Consider the following 25082-nt stretch of genomic DNA (forward strand, 5'->3'; position numbering starts at 1 on the left):
GTGGAGGTTTCCCGATGACTACTTTCGCCGTTCGTGACTCGTCGACCATGCTGCGCCGTAACCTGCTGCACGCGCGCCGGTATCCGTCGTTGACGTTGAACCTGCTGCTCACACCGATCATGCTGCTGCTGTTGTTCGTCTATATTTTCGGCGACGCGCTCAGTGCCGGGATAACCGGCGGTGAACCGGACCGGGCCAGATATATCGCCTATCTGGTGCCGGGGTTGCTGTTGATGACGATCGGCAGCACGGTGATCGGCACGGCGGTGTCGGTGTCCAACGACATGACCGAGGGGATCATCGCCCGCTTCCGCACGATGGCCATTCATCGCGGGTCGGTGCTGGTCGGGCATGTCATCGGCAGTGTGCTGCAGTCGGTGGCCAGCGTCATCCTGGTCGGGGCGGTGGCGGTGGCCATCGGTTTCCGCTCCACCGACGCCACGGTGATGGAGTGGCTGGCCGCGTTCGGGCTGCTCGTGCTGTTCGCTCTGGCCCTGACCTGGATCGCGGTCGGGATGGGTTTGGTCAGCCCGAACGCGGAGGCGGCCAGCAACAACGCGATGCCGTTGATCCTGCTGCCCCTGTTGTCCAGCGCGTTCGTCCCGGTCGACTCGATGCCCGGCTGGTTCCAGCCGATCGCCGAATACCAGCCGTTCACCCCGGCCATCGAAACCCTGCGCGGCCTGCTACTGGGCACCGGCATCGGCCACAACGGCTGGCTCGCCGTCGCCTGGTGCGTGGGCCTGACGCTCCTCGGCTACTCCTGGTCGACGTCCCGCTTCAATCGCTCCTGAGATGGAGGAAAGGCGGGCCGGTTGACACCGGCCCGCCTTTCACGTCGTCCTATGTCAGCTGACGCGCCGGCACGGGTCGCCGTAGTTCAGGTCGTTGGCTGAGCCCCGCGACGCCGACGATGCGTGGGATCGTCCGCTCGGACCGGCCGGGCGGCCAGCTCGCCCAGAGTCGACGGAAAGTAGAACGGTACCGTCGCGTCGTTGAGAGTCCGCTATAGTGCGCCCGCAAGATCGGAAAAGGCGGGGGTACATCGATGGGTAAGGCTCGTTCGGCCGCGATCGCCGCGATCGTCGCCACCTTGATCGCCGCGGGTGGGACGCCGGCCTTCGCCGATGTCGCCGGCCCGTTGGCGGTGACCTCCACCGGCCTGACCGACGGTCAGATCATCGGCCCGATGTCGCGATTCCACGCGGCGTGGACCGAGGGCGCCGAGATCGTCAAGGTCGAGGTGTACCGGGACGGCACGCTCGCGTTCACGACCACTGACCCGTCGGCCGACCTTCGGGTCTCGCTCACCGGTGTGCCGACCGGTACCGAGGCGACGGTGACCGTGCGCGCCTACGCCGCCGCGGGTGAATGGGCCGAGGCGAGCACGCGGGTCGTCGTGGACACCGAGCGGCCCACCGCCTCGTTCACGCCGACGGCCGGCATGCTGCCGTCGGTGAGTGGTGTCATCACGGTGACGCCGAAGGCCATGTCCGACGACGTTACCGAGATCGCCCTGATCGGCAACGGGGTGACGGTCGCCTCGGTCTCCTCGGCGCCGTGGACGATCACCTACGACACTGTCGGCGGTCCGTCGTACGTGACGGTTCGGGTGACCGACCGCGTCGGCAACCGCCGGGACTACTCGGGCTACTCCGTCGACAACGTGCCGCCGTCGATCGGCACTCTCGACTTCTTCGGCCGCCCCGTCGGGCGCGTGCGGGGCCTGAGCCAGGTCCGTGTCGCCTTCCCGGGTGCCGTGAACTACTACGAACTCCGGGTTGACGGCATTCGCGCCGGCACCTGGGACGGGCACAAGAGCGACTACAGCTACGGCAGTACGAACGGTGGCCTGCTCACGTACGACTTCGGTACCCGGTCCCGGACGGCCGCTTTCGACGTGCTGGCCCGTGACGTCGCCGGCAACGAGGCCCGCAAGAGCTTCAGCCTGATCGTCGACGGGACCGGGCCGGCGATCAGTTCGGTCACACCGGCCGCCGGTGCGCTGGTCCGTGGCTCGCGGATCACCAGCACGGTTCGCGCGACCGACCCCGCCGGCATCCTGGACGCGCAGGTCAACGGCTATATGGCGAACGCGGCCCGGACCGTCGCCGTTCCGGCCGGTGCCGACGGGCGCAAGGCGCTGACCTGGATCGTGCACGACAACCTCTACAACGAGACGAGGTTCGTCCGGTACGTCGTCGTCGACAACACCCGGCCCAGCCTGAAGATCACCAGCGGCCCGAAGAGTGGCGCGCGGGTCAAGGGCACCGTGCGGATCAAGGCGACGGCGGCCGACCGCAACGGTGTCGGCCGGCTCGAACTGCTGGTCAACGGCAAGGTGGTCGCCCGCACGGTCAAGGCCGCCTACAACTTCGCCGTCAACACCAAGAAGTACGGCAAGACGCTGCGCGTCCAGATTCGGGCGTACGACCGGGCGGGCAACGTGGCGGCCACCACCACGCGCACCTGGCACAAATAGCGAAAGGGGGCCCGTTCCTGCCGGGCCCCCTGGCGTTCAGTTCAGATCAGGTCAGGGCACGCGCCACAACCGGACCTTGTTGTCGGCGCCGGCGCTGAGCAGGCGCTTGCCGTTCGGGCTGACCCGCACGGCCCAGACCGCACCGACGTGACCGGTGAGCGGCTCGCCCTGGGCCTCGCCGGTGGCCGAGTTCCACAGCCGTACGGTTCCGTCGTCGCCGCCGGTGACCAGCAGGTTTCCCTTCGGGCTGAAGCGCATGGCCCGCACCGGGCCGGTGTGCCCGGTCAGGGGTTCGGTGGCGGCCTCGCGGGTCGCCACGTTCCAGAGCTGCACGGTGTTGTCGCCGCCGGACGAGGTGGCCAGCAGCTTTCCGCCGCGCTTGAAGGTGAGCGCCAGGACGGGGGCCGAACTGCTGGTGAGCGGCTCACCGGCGGGTTTGCCGGTGGCGGAGTTCCACAGCCGTACGAGGTTGCCACCACCCGAGGCGGCCAGCAGCTTGCCGTTGGGGCTGAAGCTGACCGCGTACACCGGACCGGGGTTCACGGTCAGGGCCGCGCCGATCGGCTCGCCGGTCGCGGTCTCCCACAGCCGCACGGTGTTGTCGGCGCCCGATCCGGCGGCCGCGAGGCGCTCGCCGTCGGCGCTGAAGGTGACCGTGCGGACCGCGCCGGTGTGCCCGGTCAGGGTGCGCACCAGGTGGCCGGTCTCCGGATTCCACAACCGGACCGCGCCGTCGTCGCCGGCCGTGGCCATCAGGTCGCCGGAGGAGCTGAAGGCCACCGAGCGCACGGGCCCGGTGTGCCCGGTCAGCGGCGCCCCGGTGCGCTCACCGGTGGCCGGGTCCCACAGCGACACCTGGCTGTCGCCGGTGACCGCTAGCAGCTTGCCGTCCGAGCTGTAGGCCAGGGCGTAGACGGCACCGACGTCGCCGGCGAGCGGCGCGCCGGCCTTGCGCCCGGTCGACGTGTTCCACTGCCGCACCGTCCCGTTGCTGACGGTGGCGAACACCTTCCCGTCCGGGCGCAGGGCGAGCAGCCCGGTCTCGCCGGGCACGACGCTGCGGGCCCGGGCGCCGGCGGTGTCCGCCTGACCCGGCGCCCGCGTGGGGTGCGGGTGGGCGTGGGCGGGGGTGGCGGTGACCGCGAGCAGCGCGATCAAGGCCACAGCGACGGCCCCTCCAGCGCGGCGCGTGTCTTTACGATCTCTCTGAGTAGTCACCCCGGCACCGTAACGATGCATCACGGCACCTTTTACGGCAGTTTGCCGCAGTTCATCCGGCCGGGTTCAGCCGACCGGATGCTACGAGGCGTAGATCGAGAACTTGGCGGTCCAGCGGTTGGAGCTGCCGAAGGTGGCCGGCCAGCTGCCGAACGGGGTGGAGGCGCTCCAGGCGCCCTGGTTGGCGGTACCGGTCGTGTAGCTCATGTTGTTGTCACCGTTGGTGTTGTAGACCAGCCAGTATGCGGTGTTCGGGGCCAGGGTCGCGGTGACCGGGCGGCTGTTCCACGCGTTGGCGGTCAGCGTGCCCGAGGTGCTCGACGCCACCAGGGCGCCGGGGGAGCCGTTGGCGTCGGCGTAGATCGCCACCTGGAACTGGTTGGCCGGCGCGGCCTGCACCGCCTTGAGGTAGACGGAGACCTGGCTGATCGGCAGGGCGGTGGCGCCGTTGACGAACCGCGAGCCGTTCAAGTAATTCATGTCGCCCGAGTCCAGTGAGCCGCCCACCTGGTCGAAGCCGAACCGTGGGGCGCTCGGATCGAGCGTGGTGAACGAGAACTGGTGGTTGGCCGCGAGCGCGTTGCCCGCCACGTCGGTGACGCCGGTCCGGACGGTCACCGTGTACTGGGTCGAGGCGGCCAGCGCGGCCGACGGCGTGATCGTCGCCGTCTCGGTGGCCGCGTCATAGGCCACGGTCCGGTTGACCAGGGTGCCGCCCGGGCCGCGCAGCTCCAGGTTGGCCGCCGTGATGGTGGACGCCGCCATGGCCTCGTTGAAGCGCACGGTGACCGGGCTGGTCAGCGCCACCCCGGTGGCGCCGCCGGCCGGGCTGGTGGCGGCCACCGCCGGGGCGGTGGTGTCGGCGCCGGTGGTCGCGTAGATGGAGAACTTGGCGTTCCACCGGTTGGAGCTGCCGAACGTGGCCGGCCAGGTGCCGAACGGCGTGGAGGCGCTCCACGCGCCCTGGTTGGCACTGCCGGCGTCGTAGCTCAGGTTGTTGTCGCCGTTGGTGTTGTAGACCAGCCAGTACGCGGTGTTGGCGGCCAGCGTCGCGCTGATCGGCCGGGTGTTCCACGAGTTGGCGGTCAGCGTGCCCGTCGTGCTGGTGGCCACCCGGGCGCCGGGCGAGCCGTTGGCGTCGGCGTAGATGGCCAGCTGGTACTGGTTGTTCGGGGCCGCCTGCACGTTCCTCATGTACACCGACATGGAGGTGACCGCGGCCGGACCGGAGCCGGTGACGAACCGCGAGCCGTTCATGTAGTTGGTGGCGCCCGAATCCACCGAGGCGCCGGGCTGGGTGTAGCCGATCCGCTGCGTCGCCGGGGCGGTCGCGTAGGTGGCGGTGTACGTCGTCGCGGCGGTGGGCGCGGTGATCTCGTGGGTCTGTGCCCCGCCGTCGGACCACGACGTGAACGTCGACGAACCCTGCGGGGACGGTGCCGACACCGAGTTTGTGGAGCCCTGGATCACCGTACGGGAGAAGGGTGTCGTCCCTGACCCCGAGCCGACGGCGAGCTGGAGCCCGGACGGCACGGTGGCGAAGGTCAGGTCGACCGTCTTCGGGTCGAGCCGGCGCGTCACCGTGTGGGTCAGGCCCTCCTGGTCGGTGGCCACGAGCTTGAGTTCCAGATAGGACGGATACTCGTGGTCGGGCGCCTCGAACGATCCGGACGCCACGCCGGTCCAGCTGCGGATCGCGTGCTCGTGGCAGTTCTCGGGCGAGGAGCAGTGGTGCATGACCAGGTCCCAGTTGAGGCGGGACGCGGGCAGGGTGCCCTGCTGCGGGTCGGTGGCGTGACCGGTGAAGGCGAGGGTGTCGCCGACCTTCCAGGTGGTGCCCACGTCCGGCGTGTCGATGACCGCGGTCGGCGCCTCGTTGCCGGGCGTGATGGCGATCGTGCTGGTGTGTGTCGCGTTCAGCGTGTCGGTCACGGTCAGCCGCGCGGTGTAGGAGCCGGCCGTGGTGTACGTGAAACTCGCCGTCGGCGTGGTCGCGTCGGTGGTCCCGTCGTTGGTGAAGTCCCAGGCGTACCGCAGGCGGCCGTCGTCGGCCGGGTCGGGGTCGGTGGAGCCGGTGCCGTTGAACGTCACGGTCAGCGGCGCCGGGCCCTGCGTCGGCGACGCGTCGATGACCGCGGTCGGCGGCTGGTTGCCCGGGAAGTAGCGCACGCGCCGGATGGTGCCGCCCAGGTCGGCGTAGTAGAGCTCGCCGCCGGGACCGACCTCGAGGTCGACCGGGCTGGCCGCGTCGGAGACGAACGTCTGCACATTGGCCGGGTTGGGCAGGCCGCCCGGCGCGGACGGCAGTGACGCCCAGATGCAGCGGCGCGAGTAGTCGGCGAAGAAGACCGCTCCGTTGTACGCGGCCGGGTAGGGTCCGCCGGCGGTCGGGTAGAACGCCACACCGGTCGACGAGGAGCTGCCGGTCGGGCAGGCCTCGCCCGCGACCAGCTTGCTGGAGTGGTTCCAGGCGACGAACGGCGCCGTGTGGGTGCCCGCCGGCGCGGTGTAGAGCGTCTCGCAGATCGGCAGGTTGGCGCTGTCGTACCCGGCCTGCCGGGCGTTGCCCTCCCAGCACGGCCAGCCGAAGTTGGTCACGCCGGCGGTCGGGTTCACCACCCGGTTGACCTCCTCCCAGGTGTTCCACCCGGTGTCGGAGATCCAGGTCTCGTTGGTGCCCGGCCGCATGGTGACCCGGTAGGGGTTGCGCAGGCCGTGGGCGACGATCCGGCGGACGTTGGGGTCGGCGGCGCCGATGTTCGGGTTGCCGGCCGCGGCGGCGCCGGTGGCCGGGTCGAGCCGCAGGAGCGTGCCGTCCAGCTGGGCCGGGTCACCGGACGTACGGATGTCCTGCGACCGCAGCGCACCGCCCTCGTTGGCCGGGTCGCCGCACGGGTTGGTCGGCGCCCCCGAGGGGAACTGGCCGTAGTCGACCGCGCTGAAGCTGGCGCCGTCACCGGCGGCGACGTAGAGCATGCCGTCGGCGCCGAACGCGATGTCGCCGATGGAGTGGCTCGGGAACTGCTGGCACCAGTCGTGCAGCAGCACCTGTTCGCTGCCGGTCATCGTGTCGCCGCTCGCCCGCAGCCGGGAGAGCCGGCCGGTGACCACGCAGCGGCCGTCGTTCGCGTTGGCGCAGACGTCGTTCCAGACCGGGGCGGTCTGCCCGGGCGGCGCGTCGTACGTGTAGAGCACGTAGACGTACGGGTCGGCGGGGAAGTTGGGGGCCAGGGCCATGCCGAGCAGGCCGCGGTCCCACTGGTTGTGCACGTTGGCCGACAGGTCGGCGAACACCGTCGGGGTGGTGTCGGCGAGATCGTCGAAGATCTTGATCCGGCCGCCCTTCTCGGCGACCAGGATGCGCCCGTCCGGCGCGAACTCCAGGTCGACCGGCGAGCTGAGTCCACTGAAGACGATCTGTTCCTGGAAGCCGCTCGGCAGCGCGACCGCGGTCGCGGCCGGTGAGCCGATGAACGACGACATCGTGATCACAGTGACCAACGCGACGAACCCACTCAGCGCACGCCGAAGCACGGGCACTCCCTCCCCCGTAAAGATTGATGAACCTTAACGGTGGGCGGAATCCCGCAGGTGTCGGCTGACGGACTCGACGGCTCGCCGACCGGTCAGACCTGCCGACCGTTCGAACGATGCACGTCCATGGACAATGCCTGCATATTCCGGTGATGTTGGCTGATCTCGGCCGTTGGTGTGCCCGCCGGCGGTGGCCGGTTCTCGGCGCGTGGCTCGTCCTGGTCGTCGCCGGGCTGGTCCTCGGTGGCCAGGTCTTCGACCGGCTCACGACCGCCGACAGCCTGCGCCCGGATGCCGAGTCCCAGCTCGCCGACCGCAGGGCCGGCCAGTTGCAGCCCGAAGGACCGATGATCGTCGCGGTCGTCGGCGGGCGCGACGTCTACGACCCGGCGCTCGTCGCCGCCGTCACGGCGGTGACCGGTGAGATCCGCGGCATGGACGGCGTGGCCGAGGTCGAGGACCTGTACGGCGCTCCGGGCGGGCGGATCGGCGCCGACAACCGGAGTTCCCTGATCCGGGTCGAGCTCGAGAAAGGGCACGAGGAACAGGTGGAGGACGCGGTGGTCGCCGCGCTGCACCGTATCGACGCCCCCGAGGTGCTGGTCAGCGGCGAAGATCTGGCGGAACGCGCGTTCGAGGAGCAGGCCGTCGCGGATGCCGCCCTCGGTGAGTCGGTGGCGATCGTCGTGCTGCTGGGCCTGCTGGTGCTGATCCTCGGCGGCTTCGTGGCCGGCCTGATTCCGCTGGCCGCCGCGCTGGCCACGGTGTCGGTGACGCTGCTCGGGCTGTTCGGTATGACCGCGCTGACCGGGGTCAGCCAGTTCACCGTCAACGTGGTCACCCTGCTCGGCATCGGGCTCGCCGTCGACTATGCGCTGCTGGTGATCGCCCGGTTCCGCGAGGAGCGTTCGGCCGACTCCGGGGCGGTGGTCGCCGAGCTGATCGCCCGGACCACCGCGACCGCCGGCCACACGGTGCTGATCTCCGGGCTGGCGGTCGCGGCGACGATGCTCGGGCTGACCGTCTTCGCGGAACCGCTGCTCGGCGCGATGGCGCTCGGCGGCGCGGTGGCGGTGCTGCTGGCCACCGTGGCCGGGCTGACCGCGGTACCCGCGCTGATCGCGGTGGCCCATCGCCGGATCAAACCCCCACGGCCGTCGCGCCGGGCCTTGCTTCCCCGGCTTGCCGCCTTCGCGCAGAGCCGGCCGGGCCCGGTCGCGCTCGCCGTCACGGCCGGGCTGCTGGTGCTGTCGCTGCCGTTCGTGTTCGGGGTCAACCTCGAAAACTCCGACGCCCGCGCGCTGCCCGCCTCGGCCGAGGCGCGCCGGCTCCAGGAAGTGGTGCAGCGCGACTTCAGCAGTGGCCAGGCCGACCCCGTCGTCGTGGTGGTCGGCGCCGACCCGGCCGGCGCTGAAGTCCGTGACTTCATGGACCGGCTCAACACCCTGGACGGGGTGCTGCGGGTGCAGCCGCGCCCCGACATCGCCTCGGCCGCCGTCATCGACGTCACCCCCGAGGGCGACAGCGGCGGTGAGCCCTCCCGCGACGTGGTGCGGGCGATCCGGGAACTGGACCCGCCGTTCCCGGTGCTCGTCGGCGGCGCGGCGGCGGAGCTGGTCGACTACCGCGACTCGGTGGCCGCCCGCTTCCCGGTCGCTCTGCTGATCGTGCTGCTGTCCACGGCGGTGCTGCTGTTCGTGCTGACCGGCTCGGTGGTCATCCCGCTCAAGGCGCTGGCGATGAACGCGCTCACCCTGCTCGCGACGCTGGGCGCGCTGGTCGTCGTGTTCCAGTGGGGGCTCGGCGACACCGTGCTGGGCTTCGAGTCGTGGGGCGCGATCGACGTCACCACACCCGTCCTGCTGTTCGTGTTCGTGTTCGGCCTGTCGATGGACTACGAGGTTTTCCTGCTGGCCCGGATCAAAGAGGAGGGTGACGTACGGGCCGGGATCGCGAAGTCCGGGCCGGTGGTGACCGCGGCCGCGCTCTGCATCGGCGTGGTCTTCCTGGGCTTCCTGCTCGGCGACCTGATCGCCGTGAAGGAGATCGGCTTCGCGATGGCGGTGGCCCTGCTGCTCGACGTCACGGTCGTCCGCGGCCTGCTCCTGCCGGCCGTGATGGCCCTGCTCGGCGAGTGGAACTGGTGGGCTCCGGCGCCCCTGCGCCGCCTGCATGAGCGCCTGTTACCTACTCGTGACCTTCAGGCGAGAACTGACCCGGTCGAGGTGGCATCGCACTAAGTGTCGGAGCAAGTGACACAAGAACGGGGAAACACAGTGCGCAAGATTCACCTCGCCGCGGCTCTGCTCGGCGCCGCCCTGACCGCCGCCTTCGCCGCGCCCGCCCACGCCGGCACGCTCAACACCGGGGTCGCCTACACCATGGCCGACGGGGACGGCGACGGCGACGTGATCGTCTTCAAGGCTGGGAGCGGCAAGGCCAACCGGGTGGTCATCACCAACGGGCCGAAGTACTACATCACCATCGACGACAAGTACCCGATCAAGGCCGGTGGCGGATGCAAGGCCGTCAAGGGCGATCGCACCAAGGTGCACTGTGGGGTCGGCGAGCTCACCGAGAAGCTCCAGGTGTCCACCTTCGACCGCAACGACAGCATCAACAACAAGACCCGGCTGGCGCTGATCGCGTACGGGGGCACCGGCAACGACACCATCACCGGCGGGCCGGCCGGTGACGCGCTCTTCGGTGGCGCCGGCGCGGACAAGGTCTACGGCAACGGTGGCAACGACCGGATCTCCGGCGACGCCGGCAACGACATCCTCTACGGCGGGGCCGGCAACGACCGTCTGATCGGCGGGCCGGGCAAGGACAAGCTGTACGGCGGAGCCGGCAAGAACCACCTCGCCTGACGTCCGTGAGCCGGTCATCTTTGGGTGGCCGGCTCACCCCGTACACACCAATCGGAGATCTTGAGATGCGACGCGTAACCCTGACTCTCGTGGTGGCGGGGGTGACTCTGGCGGCTGGATGCGCCAAGCAGCCGCAGCAGGTGGCGGGTGAGGCCTTCCCGATGGGTGGTGCCTCCCCGAGCCCGTCCGCTGTCACCACGTCATCTGTTTCCACCCCATCGTCCTCGTCTTCCTCTTCCACCCCGCCGTCCTCGTCGCCCACCCCGTCCACGACGTCCGCCAAGCCCCGAACGTCCAGCTCGCCACCGAAGACCTCCAGCCCTCCGCCGCCGAAGGTCAGCCGGGTGATCGGGCCGGCCGGTGTGCTCGGGCCGACCGGGTTCGGCAAACTGCAGATCGGGATGACCGTCAAGGAGGCCGAGGCCACCGGCCTGGTCTGGGCCGGCGAAGGCGAAGCCGGATGCGGCAGCTGGTATCTGAAAGCGGACGGCGCGGGCGAATCGACTGTGGGATGGAGCTCCCGCGGCGTCGTCTCCATCCCCGCCTACGGCGACATCGCCACCCCGGAGGGCATCAAGATCGGCAGCTCGCTCGCCGCCGCGGACGAGGCCTACTCCGACCTCTCCGGGCAGGCCGCCGAGAAGGGCAGCACGTGGGGCGAAGGGCTCGCCTATGCCGGGAAGGCCGACAAATACGGCAACGTCCATTACCGGTTCACCTTCGTGAACGGCGCCGTCGCCTCGCTGGTCCTCGAACACGACAACCCGAAGTGCTAACTGATCCTCAGCGTCTCCAGCACGTCGCCGGTCTGGTCGGCGCCGCCGTCGCCCTGCCGGATCTGCAGGTAGACGCCCGGACCGCCGGCCCGGGTCAGCAGCACCTCGCTGAAGGAGACCGCCCCCGACGGGCATGCCGTCCAGCGCTGGACCCGGCCCGTCAGCCCGGCCACCTCCACCGCACGATCGGCGCCCCGAGTGCACCCGGGATGCGCCGGAACGGTGGCCGGCGAACCCGGCACCAGCCAGCGGCTCACCCCGGCGAACAACTCGGGTGACGTCGCCGAGCCCAGGTCGGCGCCGACCTGGAGGCCCGGCTCGGTGCCCGGCGGCAGTCCCAGAGCCGCGACGTTCCAGCCGGCGTCGCGCAACTGCCGGGCCCACTCACCCGGAACCGCGACCGACAACGCGCCGCCGGCGTCGGCGACCCGGACCCAGCCGGCCGGGGTGCCGTCCACGACGGTCGCGCCGCCGACATAGGCCATCATCCCCAGCGCGACCACGCTGCCGACCGAGCGGCGCAGGAACCGCAGGACCCGGCTCGGAACCGCGGTCGTCGCGTCGTGCAGGGCCTGGGCGAAGGCGGCGGTCGACGGCCAGCGGCGATCGCGGTCGCCGTCGAGCGCACGCATCACCACCCGGTCGACGTCGCGGGAGACGCCGGTCCGCAGCCTCGACGGGGCGGCGGTGGCCGCCTTGCCCGGCTGCGGGGGCCGGCCGGTCAACATCTGATAGGTCATGGCCCCGATCGCGTGCACGTCGGCCCGTACATCCAGACCCCCGCCGGGAAGGTGCTGCTCGGGAGCCATGTAGCCGGGCGTGCCGGCGACGACGGTGAAACCGGAGGCGTGCGCGATCTCCTTGGCCAGGCCCAGATCGGCCACCAGCACCCGCTCCGAGCCGCGCACCGTGTCGAAGAGAACGTTCGACGGCTTCAGATCGCGGTGCAGGACACCCGACTCGTGCAGGACGCTGACGGCCTCGGCGATGTCGCCGGCGATGCGCAGGGCCGTCCGCACCGGCATGGGACCCTGCTCGAGCCGGTCGGCCAGGGTGCCGCCGGCCGCGTACGTCATGACCTGATAGGGACGGCCGTCGGGCAGCTCACCGAAGTCGTGCACCCGGACCAGCCGCTCCGAGTCGGCGCGGCGCAGCACCTGGGCCTCCTGCTCGAAGCGGGCCCGCACATCGGGGTGATGGGCCCAGTTCTCGGCCAGGATCTTGATGGCCACCCGCGATTCCAGGACATCGTCCTCGGCAAGCCACACGGTGGCGAAGGCGCCGGATCCGAGCCGCTCGACGATCCGGTACCGGCCGACCATGGTGGGAGCTCGCACGCTCGCATTATCAACGCTCGGCCCCGATCGAGGGGACCGGCCGGGATGACACCATGATCGGCATGACCGCCGACGAGCATGCCGCCCGCGCCGCCGAACTGGCCGCCGAAGCGGAGCGCCTCTACCAGATCTGCCTGGTCGACTACCAGACAAACATCAACGAAGACGATCATTCCGAGGAGCCGTACGTGCCCGGCGCCGACCTCGCGATGCTCACCGCCACCACGCAACTCGCCCAGGTTCACGCCACGCTCGCGCTCCGGCACCCATAAACGCCATTCGCCCTCCGGGGCCCGACAGGCGCGCCTACGGTGAAGGTCGCGCTGTCCTGCCTAGGAGAAGTTCATGGCGATGATCCTGGTGGCCGACGACGAACCGGACGTCGCGGCGCTCTTTGCCGACGTACTCACATCCGCGGGTCATACGGTGCACACGGCACCGGACGGTCCGACCGCGCTGGAGCGCATCGCCGACCTGCGGCCCGATCTGAGCGTCCTCGATCATTACATGCCCGAGATGACCGGGTTGCAGGTCGCGCAGCAGCTTCGCGCCGACCCGGCCACGTCCTCGCTCCCGCTGCTGATGGTCAGCGCGTCCGCGCCGCCCACCGCGCTGCTCTACTGCAACGTCGTGCTCGCCAAACCGGTGCCACTGGCCCACTTCCGCATGGTCGTCCAGGATCTGCTCCGGCAGGAGCCCAACGAGACACTGCACGACCTCGATCGCGTACGGGCCGTCGCGCGGCTGCTGGACCTGCACACCGACCGCATCGCCGGGCGCCTCAACGAGCTCGCCGAGCAGGTGGCCACCGAGGCCGGCGCGGCCATGGCCGCCGTCAACATGGTGCTGATCGACGCGGTCGCCGTCTGCGGGGCGTACGGCCTGGGCGGCTGGATCGAGCAGGCCGGCGGCATACCGGCCGAGTGGGCGCCGTGCACGCGCGTCGTCCGCGAGGGCGAGGGAATCCTGATCGACGACCTCGGTGAGGACCAGGCTTTCGCCGGTACGCCGCTCGCCACCGTCACCAAGGTGCGTTCGTACGCCGGAGTCCCCCTGCGCGATGCCGCCGGGCACATCGTCGGAGCCGTCAACGTCATGGACCGTACGCCGGCCGCCTTCGACAAGGACACCCTGAACAGGCTTCTGGCGCGGACCGCGTCCGTACAAGAAATCGTCCAATCATAGAGGCATGTCCCCCTATCAACTGGCGCGCCCGACGTTGCAGGAAGCGCATTGCGCCCTGCACGGAATGTACGGGCCGCACACCGAAGACATCTGGCGAACCCTGCTGTTCACGGCCGGCCTGAGCGGTGAGGAGAGCTCGGCCGCGGCGCTCGACCGGGTCCTCGCCGTCATGGCGACCGCGGAACCGCTGATCCGGCTGTGCGCGCGCAGCCTGCAAGTGCGGATCGCGGCACATGACCAACTGGCTCGGGCCCATTCCGCGCAGTGACGCCATCGAGAAGTCAGGAGCACCGCGTGGAACCCTCAGCCTCTCTGGCGCAGCGCCGGCGGCTCGAGGTCGTGGCCGGCATCGACTTCGACGACCCGGAACTGCGGCGACAACTCGACCGTCTGGCCGAGCGCACCGCCCGTCGGCTCGACGCGCCGGTCAGCCTGGTCACTCTGCTCTCACACATCACCCAGTTCTTCGTGGGCTCCTACGGGCTCCCGCCGTGGGTCGAGGAGGTGCGGGGCACCCCGGCCGAGTGGTCGTTCTGCACCGAGGTGGTCGCGTCGGGCCGGGCGCACACCTACCCCGATCTCGCCGGACATCCCGTACACCGGACGAATCCGCTGGTCGTGGTCGACGGGGCCCGCAGTTACGCGGGAATGCCGTTGGTGATCGACGATGAGGTGGTGGGCACGCATTGCGTGGTCGGCCTGGCCGAGCGGACATACACCGAGGCGGAGATGGAGGAACTGCGCGGCAGCGCCCAGGAAGTCGTGGCGGTGCTGGAACAACACCGCCGACGCCCGGCTGGTTGACGGCTCGCGCGGGCGAGGAATCACCGACGATCCGTCAGCGACCGACAAGACGACCTGTCGCTCGTGCGCCTCGACGTCCAGCGCCACCGAGCCGCCGCCGTGCTCCACCGCGTTGGTCACCAGTTCGCTGACCACCGGCAGCGCGGTGTCACACCACGAGCGATCGTCGGAGCCCCACACGCCGAGGATCGCCGTCCCCGCCCGGCGGGTCAGACGCGGAGCAAGATCTGAAAGAGGAACATCGAGATGAGCCGTCAGGGCCGCCGCCGAACAACCCCTGGGCCGGCGGTGATCGATCTCCCGCTGAGCTTTTCCCCTCGGTCCCGGCCTGATGCAACCTTCAGGCGTGCCGAGGGGTCAGGGTGGGTGTGAAACAGGACAGCAGCTCGGGCGGCTCCGAGCGGGACGAGCAGTTCCACGAATTCGTGGCCGATCGGCGCGAGTGGCTGCTGCAGACCGCGCGGCTGCTGACGGCCGGCGATCCGCACCTGGCCGAAGATCTCGTGCAGACGGCGCTGACGAAGCTCTACGTCTCCTGGGCGGCGTTCCGGCGGGCGGACAATCCGGACGGCTACCTGCGCCGGGTGCTGGTCAACGTTTTTGTGCGGGAACGTCGTCGATCGTGGTGGCGATTCGAGCGCCCGTCCGATCGGCTGCCTGACCGCGCCGAGGCGCAGTCGGCGCCGGCCGGCCTGGATCCGGAGCTGTCCCGCGCACTGAGTGAGTTGCCGCGGCGGATGCGCGCCGCGGTCATTCTGCGCTTCTTCCATGAGCTGGACGTCGCCGAAACAGCGGCGGCCCTGGGCTGCTCGACCGGAACGGTCAAGAGCCAGACCGCCCGAGCTCTCGACAAGCTGCGGGTGGCGCTGGACCAGCCCGCGGCACCACGTAACCCGCCTGCCCCGAACGCCCGATCCAAGGAACAGGAACTCATCCGATGATGGATCTTCACAGCCGCCTGCAGCACCTGGCCGGTCCCGCCGACGAGACGCCGGCCGGCGTCATCGAGGACGACCTGGCTCGCGGACGCCGCGCCGTCCGGCGCAACCGGCTTGTCCGGGTGGCCGCCGGGTCGGCGCTCACTGTCGCGGCCGTCGCGGCTGCGCTGTCGCTGGGGCCCGGGCTGATCGGCGGCAACACCGAGAACCCGCCCGCCGCGGCGCGGAGCGCGAACGGCGCGACCGCCGGTGTCGAGCTCGTCAGTTACACCGGAGAGCAGCCCCGTCTGTTCACCATCGACACGGTGCCGCAGGGATTCTTCATCCAGGGCCAGAACGAGTACGAGCTGGTCATCGCTCCGGAGCAGGCCAAGTCTCCCGACCCGGCCAAGCCGTACCTGTCCGATCCCACGGTGTACACCGGCAAGATCGCGGTCTATCTGCAGAACAAGGACTTCACGGTCGAACCCGACGGTGACGAAAAACTGACGATCAACGGCAAGCCGGCCGCACTGCGGTACATCCACACCGACGAGGGCACTCCGGACGAGGGGGTCACCGTGGAAGCGACCCAGATCTTCGTGGTCCAGTCGCCCCACGTCTACCTCACCGTCCAGTTCGACGCCCGCACCGGCCTGACCAAAGAACAGATGATCAAGGTCGCCGGCGGCATCAACCTCACTGCCGAAGCCGTCGCCAAGGCCGAGAAGGGGTACGCCGCACAGACCGACAACCCCAAGACCGGCCAGAAGTAGGTTTCGGTCCGTCAATCCCGGCCGCGTCGACGGCTGCTCCCCCGTCGCCGGGATGGGCACGATCTACCGGCGTTTTCCGCAACGGCAGGATCTCCTGGAGGCCGCCGTGCACGTCATGGTGGGCAGCGTCATGGCCGCCTCACGCACCTTCGCCCCGGCCTGTGGCGCCGCGCTCTCGCGGTCGCCCTGGCCGGTCTGCGCCACGCGGAATTGCCCGGCGACCCGCCGGACGAGACAGTCATCGACCGCTTTTACAACGACGAAGAGACGAGTTGTCCCGGAAGTGCATCGGCCGCACTTACCCCCGGCTTCGGTGACGGCACGCTGGAGCGCGTCCTGCTCACCATCGAGATCGACAAAGTGCGCCGACCCTGATCGGCGTGTAAATCTTCACGCGGCGAGGAGCCGGCTGGTCCAATCCGCCAGGGCCGCGATGGCGTTCCGGGAGAGCGCCGCTTGCGGCGCCATGCTGGTGAAGCCGTGGAAGGCGCCCGGCCAGACGTGGAGTTCGGCGTTGACGCCGGCTTCCCAGAGCCGGCTGGCATAGGCCACCGTCTCGTCCCGGAACACCTCGGCACTGCCGCAGTCGATGTAGGTCGGAGGGAGCCCCGTGAGGTCGGTCGCCCGCGCCGGTGCCGCGTAGATGGTGACGTCGCCCCCGCCACGCCGGTCGCCGAGGTAGGCGTTCCACCCGAACCTGGTCATGGCGCGGTCGGCGACACCGACTCCGTCGATCTGCCGGGTCGAGACGGTGGAGTCACTGTCGTCGAGCATCGGGGAGATGAGGATCTGCCCGAACAGGCGGGGGCCTTGACGGTCCCGGGCCAGCAGGGCGGTTCCTGCGGCGAGGCCACCGCCGGCGCTCTGGCCGACCAGGACGATGCGGGCCGGATCAATGCCGAGGCTGTCCGCGTGTGCTGCGGTCCACGCCAGTCCGGCATAACAGTCCTCGACCGGGTAGGGGTCGGGGTACTCCGGCGCGAGGCGGTAGTCGACGCTCACCAGAACCACGTCGTGGGTCAGCAGCCAGTCGTCGTACGAGTCGAGGTTGCCCAGGTAGTGGCCGAACATCATGCCCCCGCCGTGCACGGTGTAGAAGCATGCCGCCGGACCGGTGCGTCCTGCGCGCTGGATGATCGCCAGCTTGACGGGGTCGCCCTGATGACCGGGAACGGTCACGGTCTGGCGTTCCAGGCCCCGGCTGCGCAGACGCTCGTCAAGCTCTTCCTCCGTGATCTCCAGTTGCCGCATCCGCGGAAGCATCTCGGTAGTCAAGGAAAAGGACCCCCTCTGGTGCAACGCGGCCAGGACGGCTTCCAGCTCGGGGTCGAATGGTGGGCGCGGCATGCCATGTCTCCTTTTAGTCGGTGGCAGGAGCCTTAGGTTAACTGACTAAACTTAGTGACACAACATAGCTAAGATCGGCTGGATCGCGGAGGAGGTGACATGGCACGCACGGATACACGGGGTGGGCCGTTGACACGCGCTCGAATCTCCGAGGTCGCGACTCGGTTGTTCCTGGACCGCGGATTCGATGCCGTCACGGTCGCCGATGTGGCGCGCGAAGCGGGCGTCTCCAGCGTGACCGTGTTCAAGCACTTCCCTCGTAAGGAAGACCTGCTCCTCGACCGGGTCGACGACGCCGTGCAGCTGCTGCGGTCCGCCGTTCGCGAGCGTCCAGCCGACATCGACGCACTGACGTCGCTGCACGATCTGACGTCCCAGCTCGCCGACGATCGGCACGGCCTGTCGGGCCTGGACGGCAGGTCCGCCCCGTTCTTCCGCACAGTGGCCGCTTCCGCACCCCTGATCGCGCGAGCTCGGGAACTTGCCGCCGAACTTCAGCAGGCTTTGGCCGAGGAGCTCGACCGTGATCCACGCTTCCGAGGCGACAGCGACCTGCTCGCCGCATTCTTCGTGGCCGGCTACACCACAGTGCTGACCGAAAACGCGCGACGCTGCATCGCCGGCCAGCCCACGACGGCCGAAGACCATCTCGCTCGCCTCCAGAGGCTCTTCACCGCGCTCCGCAACGGACTGTGACAGCAAGGCCGCGCCGGATCCTGACGGTGCCCTGCAATCGACCGAAGACGCTAAGATCCGCCGACGATCACTCCGCCGGGGGAGCACTTTTTGGACATTCGTCGAGTTGCCGCCGCGGCGGCGCTCATCACTTCACTTCTGGGCACCTCGGCGGCACCCGCGTTCGCCGACGAGACGGTCGACAGCCAGGGACCGGTGGTGTCTGTGCTGTGGCCGTTGGCCACCGTGCCGAACGTCATCGGCAAGGGCTTCCAGAGCATCACCGCGGACGCGACCGACCCGTCCGGCGTCGACCGGTACACCTGGTTCGTCGACGGCGCGCAGCGCTCGCAAGAGCAATACCTGCACTATGACTTCGGTGCCAGGCAACGCACCACGACCATCGAGGTCTGGGCCTGGGACCTGGCCGGCAACCACTCGGTGACCACCTTCCCGGTAACCGTCGACGCTGAGGCGCCCAAGGCGACCGCCTTCAGCCCGGCATCGAGCACGCTGCTGCGCGGCCAGCTGCGTACCGCCACGGTGGCTCTCAAGGACCGCAGCGTGGTGGGAGGCGCGTTGTTGGTCAGCGGCCCGAACGTGACGGACACGGTTGCGCCGTTCACCGGCCGATTCCCGCTCGGCGCCGAGGGCCCACAGACCCTGAGGTGGTATGTCACTGACGTCTGGGGCAATGCCGGCTACGTCACCCAGACCGTCACTTCCGACAACCGCACGCCGACCCTGAAGTTCGCCTCCGCGCCGGCGAACGGCGCCAAGGTGAAGGACTCGGTCGTCATCAAGGCCGCCGCGACCGATCGCTACGGCATCGCCAAGGTGCAGCTACTCGTCAACGGCAGAGTGCTCGCCGCCGACAGCACCGCGCCGTACAGCTTCACGCTCAACACCAGGAAATACGGCAAGCAGAAATTCAAGATCCAACTACGCGCGTACGACAAGGCGGGCAACGCGACAACAACGGCAGCACGCACCTGGCATCGGTGACTGGCGCACCGGAACGGCGCCGGTCTCCCGCGGGCGGGGCCGCCGACAACGCGACCCCGATGCCCGCGATGTCGGTCAAGAACGTGCGCGTCGGAGGCCTGGCGTCGCTGCCGCGCCGCAGGCGAGAGATCTGAGTCGTGGCACCGCGCTGCGCCGACGCCACCGTCGCCCTCGTCCTGGCTCGGTCCGGCCCTACCCGTCAGCGGATCAAGCGGAAGGCGGCGAAGAACCGGCCCGCCGGGCGCGTCCAAGAACAATCACTTTCCAGCGAAGACGCGCATCGTTACGGAAAGTGATGACGATCATGTGCCACTTACTCTCACTGTCCACGGAGGTCGGACAGCAAAATGGGCCCGAACCGCGTTTCCGCGATTCAGGCCCATCTCGAACAAGTGCGCCCGAAGGGACTCGAACCCCTAACCTTCTGATCCGTAGTCAGATGCTCTATCCATTGAGCTACGGGCGCTTGCCTTGGTGCTCGACCAGCATACACACCGGCCTCACACGCGGAGACTCCGGGATTCGAACCCGGGATGGGCGGTTAACCCAAACCGCATTAGCAGTGCGGCGCCATAGACCAGACTAGGCGAAGTCTCCCCGGTAGCCGCAGGGCTACCGACGCTTGAGAGTACCGGACCGGTGGGGAGGCGCACAAAGAGGGCCGGGCCGGGCGGGTCGTACCGGTTGCCAACAGGTGAAATGTGCTCGTTAGGGCTAGGCTCCCACGGCATGGAGGAGAACCCGCCCAATGAGCCTCGCCGGTCGCCGCGAGCGCGCAGCCCGCGGTCACCGTTCAGCGCGACCGGGGAACCGGGGGCGCAGGAAAAACCTGCGGAGCGGGCTCCTCGCCGGGCCGCCAAGGCGGCGCCGCCGGTCACGTTCCAGCCTCCCAGTGCCGAAGATCACCCGTCTGGGGGGTCGGCGTCGGCTGAGGGGGCTGGGCGGCCGCCGGCAAAGAGCTCTCCGCGTACGAGGGGTAAGCGCACCGCTGCTCCCCGCGACGAGGGGGAGCCCCAGGAGCAGCCTCCTGTGCGCAAGGCCACACCGCGCAAGGCGCGCTCGCCGCGGCCCGCGCCGACGCCGGCAGTTCCGCCGCCCGCGGCCGAGGCGACTGCCGAAACCGCCGCGGCATCGGCGCCGGCAGTTCCGCCGCCCGCGGCCGGGGCGACTGCCGAAACCGCCGCGGCGGCGAGTGCGGAAGCACCCACGGCTGCGTCGTCGGGCGGGGTGAGGGCTCGGAAGTCGGCAGCGCCGGAAGCGGGGGCTGAGAAGCAGGCGCCCCAGGCGCCGGCGGCGGAAGCGACCTCTGGACGGGAGCCGGCCGCTGCGAAGGCCGAGTTGGCGAGGTCGACGGAAGTGGCCCCGGCTGAAAAGACGGAAGTGACCCCGGGCGGGAAGCCTGGGGTGACAGAAGTGGCTGCCGTTGAGGAGTCGCCGGTGACGGAAGTGACTTCGGCGGAGAAGCCGGCGGCTGGGGGAACTGGCCCAGCGGAAGCGGCGCCGGCTGAAGCGGCGAAGGCGGAAACGGGCGCCGAGAAGTCGGATACGGGGGCTGAGAAGGTGGTTGCGCCGCGGGCGCGTCGGCCTCGGGCGCCCAAGGGCGCTGCGGCCTCGAGTGATCGTGCCAAGGCGGCGCCGCGAGAGTCGGTTCAGCACGTGCAGGAAGAGCTGATTCCGCAGGAGCCGGCCCCAGCCGTGCCGGCGGCGGCCTCCGGGGAGGGCGTGCGTCAAGCGCCGGCCGCCACCGTGTGGAACGAGCCGGCCCATCCCGTGCGGGATGAGAACGAGGTTGCGGTGACTCCTTCCGCGTCGGTGCGGGCTGAGGTCGTACCCAAGAAGCAGGTTGAAAGAACTGATCCTTGGGCGGGGCTCATCGCTGATCCGGCTCGGGCGCCTGAGCTTTTGGCCATTGCGGCCGTGCAGACGCTGGGGCCGCGGGCTCAGGAATGGGCGGCCCGGACTCGGGAGGCCTATCCGGCGGCGGGGACTGATGCTCTTGTTCGGCTGGCTACGCGGCAGTTCACCCGGTTCGGGAGTCTGACCGGGATCATGGGGGCGGTGGCCGGGTCCTACGCGCCGGTGGCTCTTGTCGGTGCGGCCGCGCTCACCGATGCCGAGCTGGCGCTTCACATCGCGGCGGCGCACGGTCTCGATCCGACGGACGAGGAGCGGGCCGCGGACCTTCTGGTGATCGGGCGGGTGCACGCCACCAAGGGCGACGCGGTTGATGCGCTTGCTGAGGCGCGCCGGCCTGCGTACGACTCGAAGGAACCGCTCTGGCGTCTCGCCGGCTTTGTGGCGGCGCAGACCGCGGCCTGGGCGGTCGTGAAGGTCGTCAACCGGCGGTTCCCGGGGACGAGTCTGCTCGCGGCCTTCCTGGCCAACACCGCCTCGGCGAATGCGACCGCGGCGAGGGCTGCCAAGTACTACAAATCGCTTAAATCCAACTGAGCCACGAGTCGGGCAGCAGGGTGTAGCCGACGAACGCGACCACGTCCAACAACGTGTGCGCGACGATCAACGGCATCACCCGCTTGTAGCGCAGGAAGAAGAGCGCGAAGATCACGCCCATCACGGCGTTGCCGACAAAAGCGCCAAAACCTTGATACAGGTGGTACGAACCGCGGAGCACCGCCGAGCACACGACGATCCAGACCGTGGAGTACTGGAGTTGGCGCAGCCTGGTCATCAGGTAGCCGACGACGATGACCTCTTCCAGGATGGCGTTCTGGGCGGCCGACAGGATCAGCACCGGCACCGCCCACCACACCGGCTGGAGGGCGGCCGGCACGATCTGCGCGTTCAGGCCGAGCACCGAGGCCACATAGACCAGACCGAGGCCGGGGATGCCGATCAGCGCGGCCAGCCCGAAACCCCAGCCCGTGTCGAAGGCCGGCCGATCAAAACCGAGGCCGAGCGTCCGGCGTACGGAAATATGGTCCCGAAGCAGGAGATAAAGCGCCAGCGCGACCGGAATCAGATCGAAGAAGATGCCGAGCAGCTGATAGGTCAGGTCGAGATAGGGCCGGGCCGACTGCGACGCGTTCAGCACGGCCGCCTGCGAGGACAGCGGCTTGCCGGCGGTCAGCTTCGCGATGAGCGAGACCACCGCGTAGACCGCGCTCTGGCCCAGCGACAGCAGCAGAACAATGATGATCTCGCCGGTCAGGAGCTTGCGGTCGGCCCGCTGATCAAGGGTCACGCGATAAAACTACTCACTCGTTCGAGGATGCCAGGCACCACCCAAACGGACTTTTCCGGTCAAGGGTCACGGCATGAATGGAGATGAGTCGCACGTTCCGTGCGTCGCCTATCCGACTGTTGTGACCACCCTGAATTCATGGGAGACCTCGGACGAATGCTCAAGGAGAGCTGGAGCCTCATCGAGGAGCATCAGGAAAAGGTCGCCGGCTACTTCTACGCGCGGATGTTCCTGTCGCACCCGGAGTTGAGGGATCTCTTCCCGGTCCACATGGACATGCAGCGTTCCCGGCTGCTCGGCGCGATCGTCACCGCGGTGCAGACGCTCGAGGATCCGGAGAAGTTCGATTCGTACCTGCGCGGCCTCGGCCGCGATCACCGGAAGTTCCACGTGGAACCGGAGCACTACGAGGTGGTGGGTGGAGCTTTGATCGAGGCGATGCGGCAGTACGCCGGTGAGAGCTGGAGTGTCGAGTACGACCAGGCCTGGGCGGACGCGTACGCGGTCATCGCCTCGAAGATGCTCAGCGGCGCCGAGGCCGACACCAACCCGCCCTACTGGTACGCCGAGGTGGTCGCCCACGAGCGCCGAGCCCAGGACATCGCGGTTTTCACCGTCCAGCCACTGCAGCCCCTGGAGTTCCGGGCCGGCCAGTACGTCAGCGTCGAATGCCCCCGAATACAGCCCCGGCTGTGGCGCACCTACTCCGTGGCGAACGCGCCCCGCCGGGACAACACGATCGAGTTCCACGTACGGGCGGTCGGCGCCGGCTGGGTCTCCAGCGCGCTCGTGCGGCGCCTCGAGGTCGGCGACATGATCCGGCTGGCCGCGCCGATGGGCTCGATGACCCTGGATCGCCGCTCGACCCGCGACACCGTCTTCATCGCCGGCGGCACCGGGCTGGCCCCGATCAAGTCACTGCTCGAGGAGCTGACCCGGTACAACCGCACCCGCTGGGTGCATGTCTTCTTCGGCGCCCGCAACCGCGAGGACCTCTACGACCTGCCCGACCTCAACCGGCTCGCCGCCCGCTATCCCTGGCTCTCGGTGGTGACCGCGTGCAGCGACGACCCGACCTTCCCGGGCGAGCAGGGCCAGATCTCCGACGTCGTGGCCCGGTACGGCCCGTGGAACGAGCACGACTTCTTCGTCTCCGGCTCCGGTCCCATGGTCAAGGCCACCCTCAAGACCCTGGCCGAGCAGCAGGTCCCCTCGATCCGCATCAAGTACGACAGCTTCAGCGAGATGGCTTAATAGGCCCACGGGCGCTGGTAGTCGGGCACGAGGTTCGACTCCGCGTTCATCCGGTCGACGTAGAGCCGGCCCTCCAGGTGGTCGATCTCGTGGGCGACGAGCCGGGCCATCGCCCGCTCGAAGGTGGTGATCACCCGCGTGCCGTCGTACCGGGCGTGCTCCACGTCGATGCGCAGCGGCCGCTTGACCAGCCCTCGGTAGTCGAAGAACGAGAGGCACCCCTCGTACTGCTCGTCGCGGTCGGTCGTCTCACCGACCACCCGCGGGTTGATCAGCACCATCGGCTCCGACGCGCCGTCGGCCGGCCGCACGACCGCGACCGCCACCGAACGCCCGATCTGCGGCGCCGACAGCCCGACCCCCTTGCTGAAGTCGTGCACCTGCTCGAGCCGGGTCAGCGCGCTCAGCAGCGCGTCGACCGTCTCGTGGGCCTCGACCTCCTCGCGCGGCAGCTGGAAATGCCGGGCCCGCTGCCGCAGCAGCTCCGACCCGCGCTGCACGATGCCGAGGTCGCGGGCCGGGCTGTGGCCGCGGCCGTTGCTGATGTTGCCTGGGGCCGTCGCCGGGTAGGACGGCGCGTTGGCCCCCCGGAACCGCCACTCCAGCCGGTAGCGGGCGTTGAGCTGCGGCGCGTCGGTCGACCACTCGAAGACGGCGCGATCGCCCTCGTCGTGCCGCTCCATCGGGGTCCGCACCGGCACCTCGGCCGCCAGGGACGTCTCGACGCCCCAGACCTGCGGGTCGAACGCCACCGGGAAGTCGAGCCGCACGGTCAGCCGCCGGGTGGGCAGCCGGACCGCCCGCTGGAACCACTGGCCCCATTTCTCGACGCCGACCGTGTACGCGTACTCGATCGTGGTCCGCTCGCCCGGGTAGAGGGCGAACTGGCCGCGCTCGTTCGCGAACAGCAGCCAGACCTCTTTCGAGGCGTCCCGGTCGAGCTTGACCCGCCACTGCATCGGCTCGATGGCGTCGCCCTCGCCGGCGCAGGCGACCAGCGCCATCTCGTCGAACGAGAGCGGGTGCTCGCGGTGGTGCCGGTTGGAACCGGTGGGGTCGTTCGGGTAGCGGTCCACGGCGATCTTCACCAGGTAGCGCGTGACCGGCTCGGAGCCCGCGTTGTAGAGGGCCCGGCGCACTCGGCAGCGATAGGTGCCGTCCACGTACGTGAGCTCGGCGACCTCCCGCTCGACGATCAGGCCGGTGCCGGGCGGAAGCCACTGCACGGGCACGGGCGGGTCGCGGTGCAGCGCCGTGCTGCGCGCGTGGCGCAGCTGGTCGTACTCCTGGAAGCGTTCCCAGATGGCCCCGCCGGCGCCGAGCACCGCCTCGGCCCGCCGGGCGAAGTCCTCGGTCGGCTTGTGCCGCCGCCCTTCGACGTGGCTCACGTACGACGGGTCGAAGCCCATACGCGCGGCGAGCTGCTTCTTGCTCATCCCGCGCTCGACCCGCCAGTGCGCCAACGCCGTAACGAATTGGTCAGCGGCCCGCTCGACGGGCGAGGTGGTCATCATCGATGTCCCCTTCGCGACGAGAATTTCAGTGTCGCCGCCGCGCGTGTCCGCATCGCGCTACTAGCGCGTTGCCGACAGATACCTTGACGAATCCGGCTACATGGGCGCCGAACGTTAGGTCACCCTTGCTGTGGGTATTAGTCCGAAAGATCGGCTTGGTTAGCCTACCCTTAGAGGTGTACGGTG

21 protein-coding genes and 2 tRNA genes are annotated in these 25082 nt (G+C 69.5%); 15 read left to right on the forward strand and 8 right to left on the reverse strand.

Annotation, left to right across the window (positions count from 1 at the left end; translation table 11 throughout):
- The first annotated feature begins 14 nt into the window (after positions 1 to 14).
- Both CRP55_RS00005 and CRP55_RS00010 read left to right on the forward strand, forming a co-directional pair.
- Positions 15 to 794, forward strand: a complete 780-nt coding sequence (locus CRP55_RS00005) for an ABC transporter permease (RefSeq protein ID WP_097317383.1) — start codon at positions 15 to 17, stop codon at positions 792 to 794.
- 254 nt (positions 795 to 1048) lie between these two features.
- Positions 1049 to 2482: an Ig-like domain-containing protein gene (locus CRP55_RS00010; protein ID WP_097317384.1), complete on the forward strand. Its 1434-nt coding sequence runs from the start codon at positions 1049 to 1051 to the stop codon at positions 2480 to 2482.
- A 51-nt stretch (positions 2483 to 2533) separates the two neighbouring features.
- Here CRP55_RS00010 and CRP55_RS00015 read toward each other — a convergent pair whose 3' ends face one another.
- Together CRP55_RS00015 and CRP55_RS00020 are read right to left on the reverse strand one after the other, a co-directional pair.
- The gene (locus CRP55_RS00015; protein ID WP_245922700.1) at positions 2534 to 3646 is read right to left on the reverse strand and encodes a WD40 repeat domain-containing protein; all 1113 of its coding nucleotides are present in this window, start codon (positions 3644 to 3646) and stop codon (positions 2534 to 2536) included.
- Between the two features lie 135 nt (positions 3647 to 3781).
- Positions 3782 to 7234 (reverse strand): PQQ-dependent sugar dehydrogenase, encoded by a 3453-nt coding sequence (locus tag CRP55_RS00020; protein ID WP_245922701.1) that lies wholly within the window; start codon positions 7232 to 7234, stop codon positions 3782 to 3784.
- A 152-nt stretch (positions 7235 to 7386) separates the two neighbouring features.
- Between CRP55_RS00020 and CRP55_RS00025 the strand changes: the two genes are divergently transcribed.
- The 3 genes from CRP55_RS00025 (at position 7387) to CRP55_RS51895 (ending at position 10880) form a co-directional block, all read left to right on the forward strand.
- Positions 7387 to 9474, forward strand: a complete 2088-nt coding sequence (locus CRP55_RS00025; RefSeq protein ID WP_097317387.1) for an MMPL family transporter — start codon at positions 7387 to 7389, stop codon at positions 9472 to 9474.
- Between the two features lie 36 nt (positions 9475 to 9510).
- Positions 9511 to 10104, forward strand: coding sequence for a calcium-binding protein (locus CRP55_RS00030; protein ID WP_218853967.1), 594 nt, complete (start codon positions 9511 to 9513; stop codon positions 10102 to 10104).
- A 65-nt stretch (positions 10105 to 10169) separates the two neighbouring features.
- A complete protein-coding gene (locus CRP55_RS51895; protein WP_143234337.1) occupies positions 10170 to 10880 on the forward strand; it encodes a hypothetical protein in 711 nt (236 codons plus the stop codon).
- Here CRP55_RS51895 and CRP55_RS00040 read toward each other — a convergent pair.
- A complete protein-coding gene (locus CRP55_RS00040) occupies positions 10877 to 12217 on the reverse strand; it encodes a serine/threonine-protein kinase (RefSeq protein WP_218853970.1) in 1341 nt (446 codons plus the stop codon). The genes CRP55_RS51895 and CRP55_RS00040 overlap by 4 nt on opposite strands.
- Positions 12218 to 12279: 62 nt before the next feature.
- On the opposite strand from CRP55_RS00040, the gene CRP55_RS00045 reads away from it, so the two are divergent.
- From CRP55_RS00045 to CRP55_RS00075, 6 genes are all read left to right on the forward strand, one after another.
- Positions 12280 to 12489 (forward strand): hypothetical protein, encoded by a 210-nt coding sequence (locus tag CRP55_RS00045; protein ID WP_245922702.1) that lies wholly within the window; start codon positions 12280 to 12282, stop codon positions 12487 to 12489.
- 73 nt (positions 12490 to 12562) lie between these two features.
- Positions 12563 to 13402, forward strand: a complete 840-nt coding sequence (locus CRP55_RS00050; RefSeq protein ID WP_097317391.1) for a response regulator — start codon at positions 12563 to 12565, stop codon at positions 13400 to 13402.
- Positions 13403 to 13406: 4 nt separating this feature from the next.
- A complete protein-coding gene (locus tag CRP55_RS00055) occupies positions 13407 to 13670 on the forward strand; it encodes a hypothetical protein (RefSeq protein WP_143234339.1) in 264 nt (87 codons plus the stop codon).
- 26 nt (positions 13671 to 13696) lie between these two features.
- Positions 13697 to 14206, forward strand: a complete 510-nt coding sequence (locus tag CRP55_RS00060; RefSeq protein ID WP_097317393.1) for a GAF domain-containing protein — start codon at positions 13697 to 13699, stop codon at positions 14204 to 14206.
- A gap of 362 nt (positions 14207 to 14568) precedes the next feature.
- Entirely contained in the window at positions 14569 to 15147 is a 579-nt protein-coding gene (locus CRP55_RS00070; RefSeq protein ID WP_342751497.1) for a SigE family RNA polymerase sigma factor, read from the forward strand.
- Positions 15144 to 15899 (forward strand): hypothetical protein, encoded by a 756-nt coding sequence (locus CRP55_RS00075; protein WP_143234340.1) that lies wholly within the window; start codon positions 15144 to 15146, stop codon positions 15897 to 15899. Before CRP55_RS00070 ends, CRP55_RS00075 begins: the two co-directional genes overlap by 4 nt.
- 390 nt (positions 15900 to 16289) lie before the next feature.
- Here the strand turns inward: CRP55_RS00075 and CRP55_RS00085 are convergent, their stop codons facing one another.
- Entirely contained in the window at positions 16290 to 17246 is a 957-nt protein-coding gene (locus CRP55_RS00085) for an alpha/beta hydrolase (protein WP_097317396.1), read from the reverse strand.
- Positions 17247 to 17375: 129 nt separating this feature from the next.
- Here CRP55_RS00085 and CRP55_RS00090 point away from each other — a divergent pair, with 129 nt between their 5' ends.
- Positions 17376 to 17942 carry a TetR/AcrR family transcriptional regulator gene (locus tag CRP55_RS00090; protein ID WP_245922703.1) on the forward strand — a complete coding sequence of 189 codons (567 nt, stop codon included), beginning with the start codon at positions 17376 to 17378 and terminating at the stop codon, positions 17940 to 17942.
- A gap of 90 nt (positions 17943 to 18032) precedes the next feature.
- A complete protein-coding gene (locus CRP55_RS00095) occupies positions 18033 to 18926 on the forward strand; it encodes an Ig-like domain-containing protein (RefSeq protein ID WP_097317398.1) in 894 nt (297 codons plus the stop codon).
- 393 nt (positions 18927 to 19319) lie between these two features.
- Here CRP55_RS00095 and CRP55_RS00100 read toward each other — a convergent pair.
- Positions 19320 to 19392 (reverse strand) — tRNA-Arg (locus tag CRP55_RS00100).
- A 41-nt stretch (positions 19393 to 19433) separates the two neighbouring features.
- Positions 19434 to 19523, reverse strand: a tRNA-Ser gene (locus CRP55_RS00105).
- Positions 19524 to 20582: 1059 nt separating this feature from the next.
- On the opposite strand from CRP55_RS00105, the gene CRP55_RS00110 reads away from it, so the two are divergent.
- Positions 20583 to 21377: a hypothetical protein gene (locus CRP55_RS00110; RefSeq protein WP_097317399.1), complete on the forward strand. Its 795-nt coding sequence runs from the start codon at positions 20583 to 20585 to the stop codon at positions 21375 to 21377.
- Here the strand turns inward: CRP55_RS00110 and CRP55_RS00115 are convergent.
- Positions 21364 to 22128, reverse strand: a complete 765-nt coding sequence (locus tag CRP55_RS00115; RefSeq protein ID WP_097317400.1) for a CPBP family intramembrane glutamic endopeptidase — start codon at positions 22126 to 22128, stop codon at positions 21364 to 21366. The two genes, CRP55_RS00110 and CRP55_RS00115, sit on opposite strands and share 14 nt — an antisense overlap.
- A 138-nt stretch (positions 22129 to 22266) precedes the next feature.
- On the opposite strand from CRP55_RS00115, the gene CRP55_RS00120 reads away from it, so the two are divergent.
- Positions 22267 to 23382, forward strand: coding sequence for a globin domain-containing protein (locus CRP55_RS00120; RefSeq protein WP_097317401.1), 1116 nt, complete (start codon positions 22267 to 22269; stop codon positions 23380 to 23382).
- Here the strand turns inward: CRP55_RS00120 and CRP55_RS00125 are convergent.
- Positions 23379 to 24893, reverse strand: coding sequence for a peptide deformylase (locus CRP55_RS00125; protein ID WP_097317402.1), 1515 nt, complete (start codon positions 24891 to 24893; stop codon positions 23379 to 23381). The two genes, CRP55_RS00120 and CRP55_RS00125, sit on opposite strands and share 4 nt — an antisense overlap.
- Between the last annotated feature and the right edge of the window lie 189 nt (positions 24894 to 25082).

It is taken from the genome of Paractinoplanes atraurantiacus (assembly GCF_900215205.1).
GTDB lineage: Bacteria > Actinomycetota > Actinomycetes > Mycobacteriales > Micromonosporaceae > Actinoplanes > Actinoplanes atraurantiacus.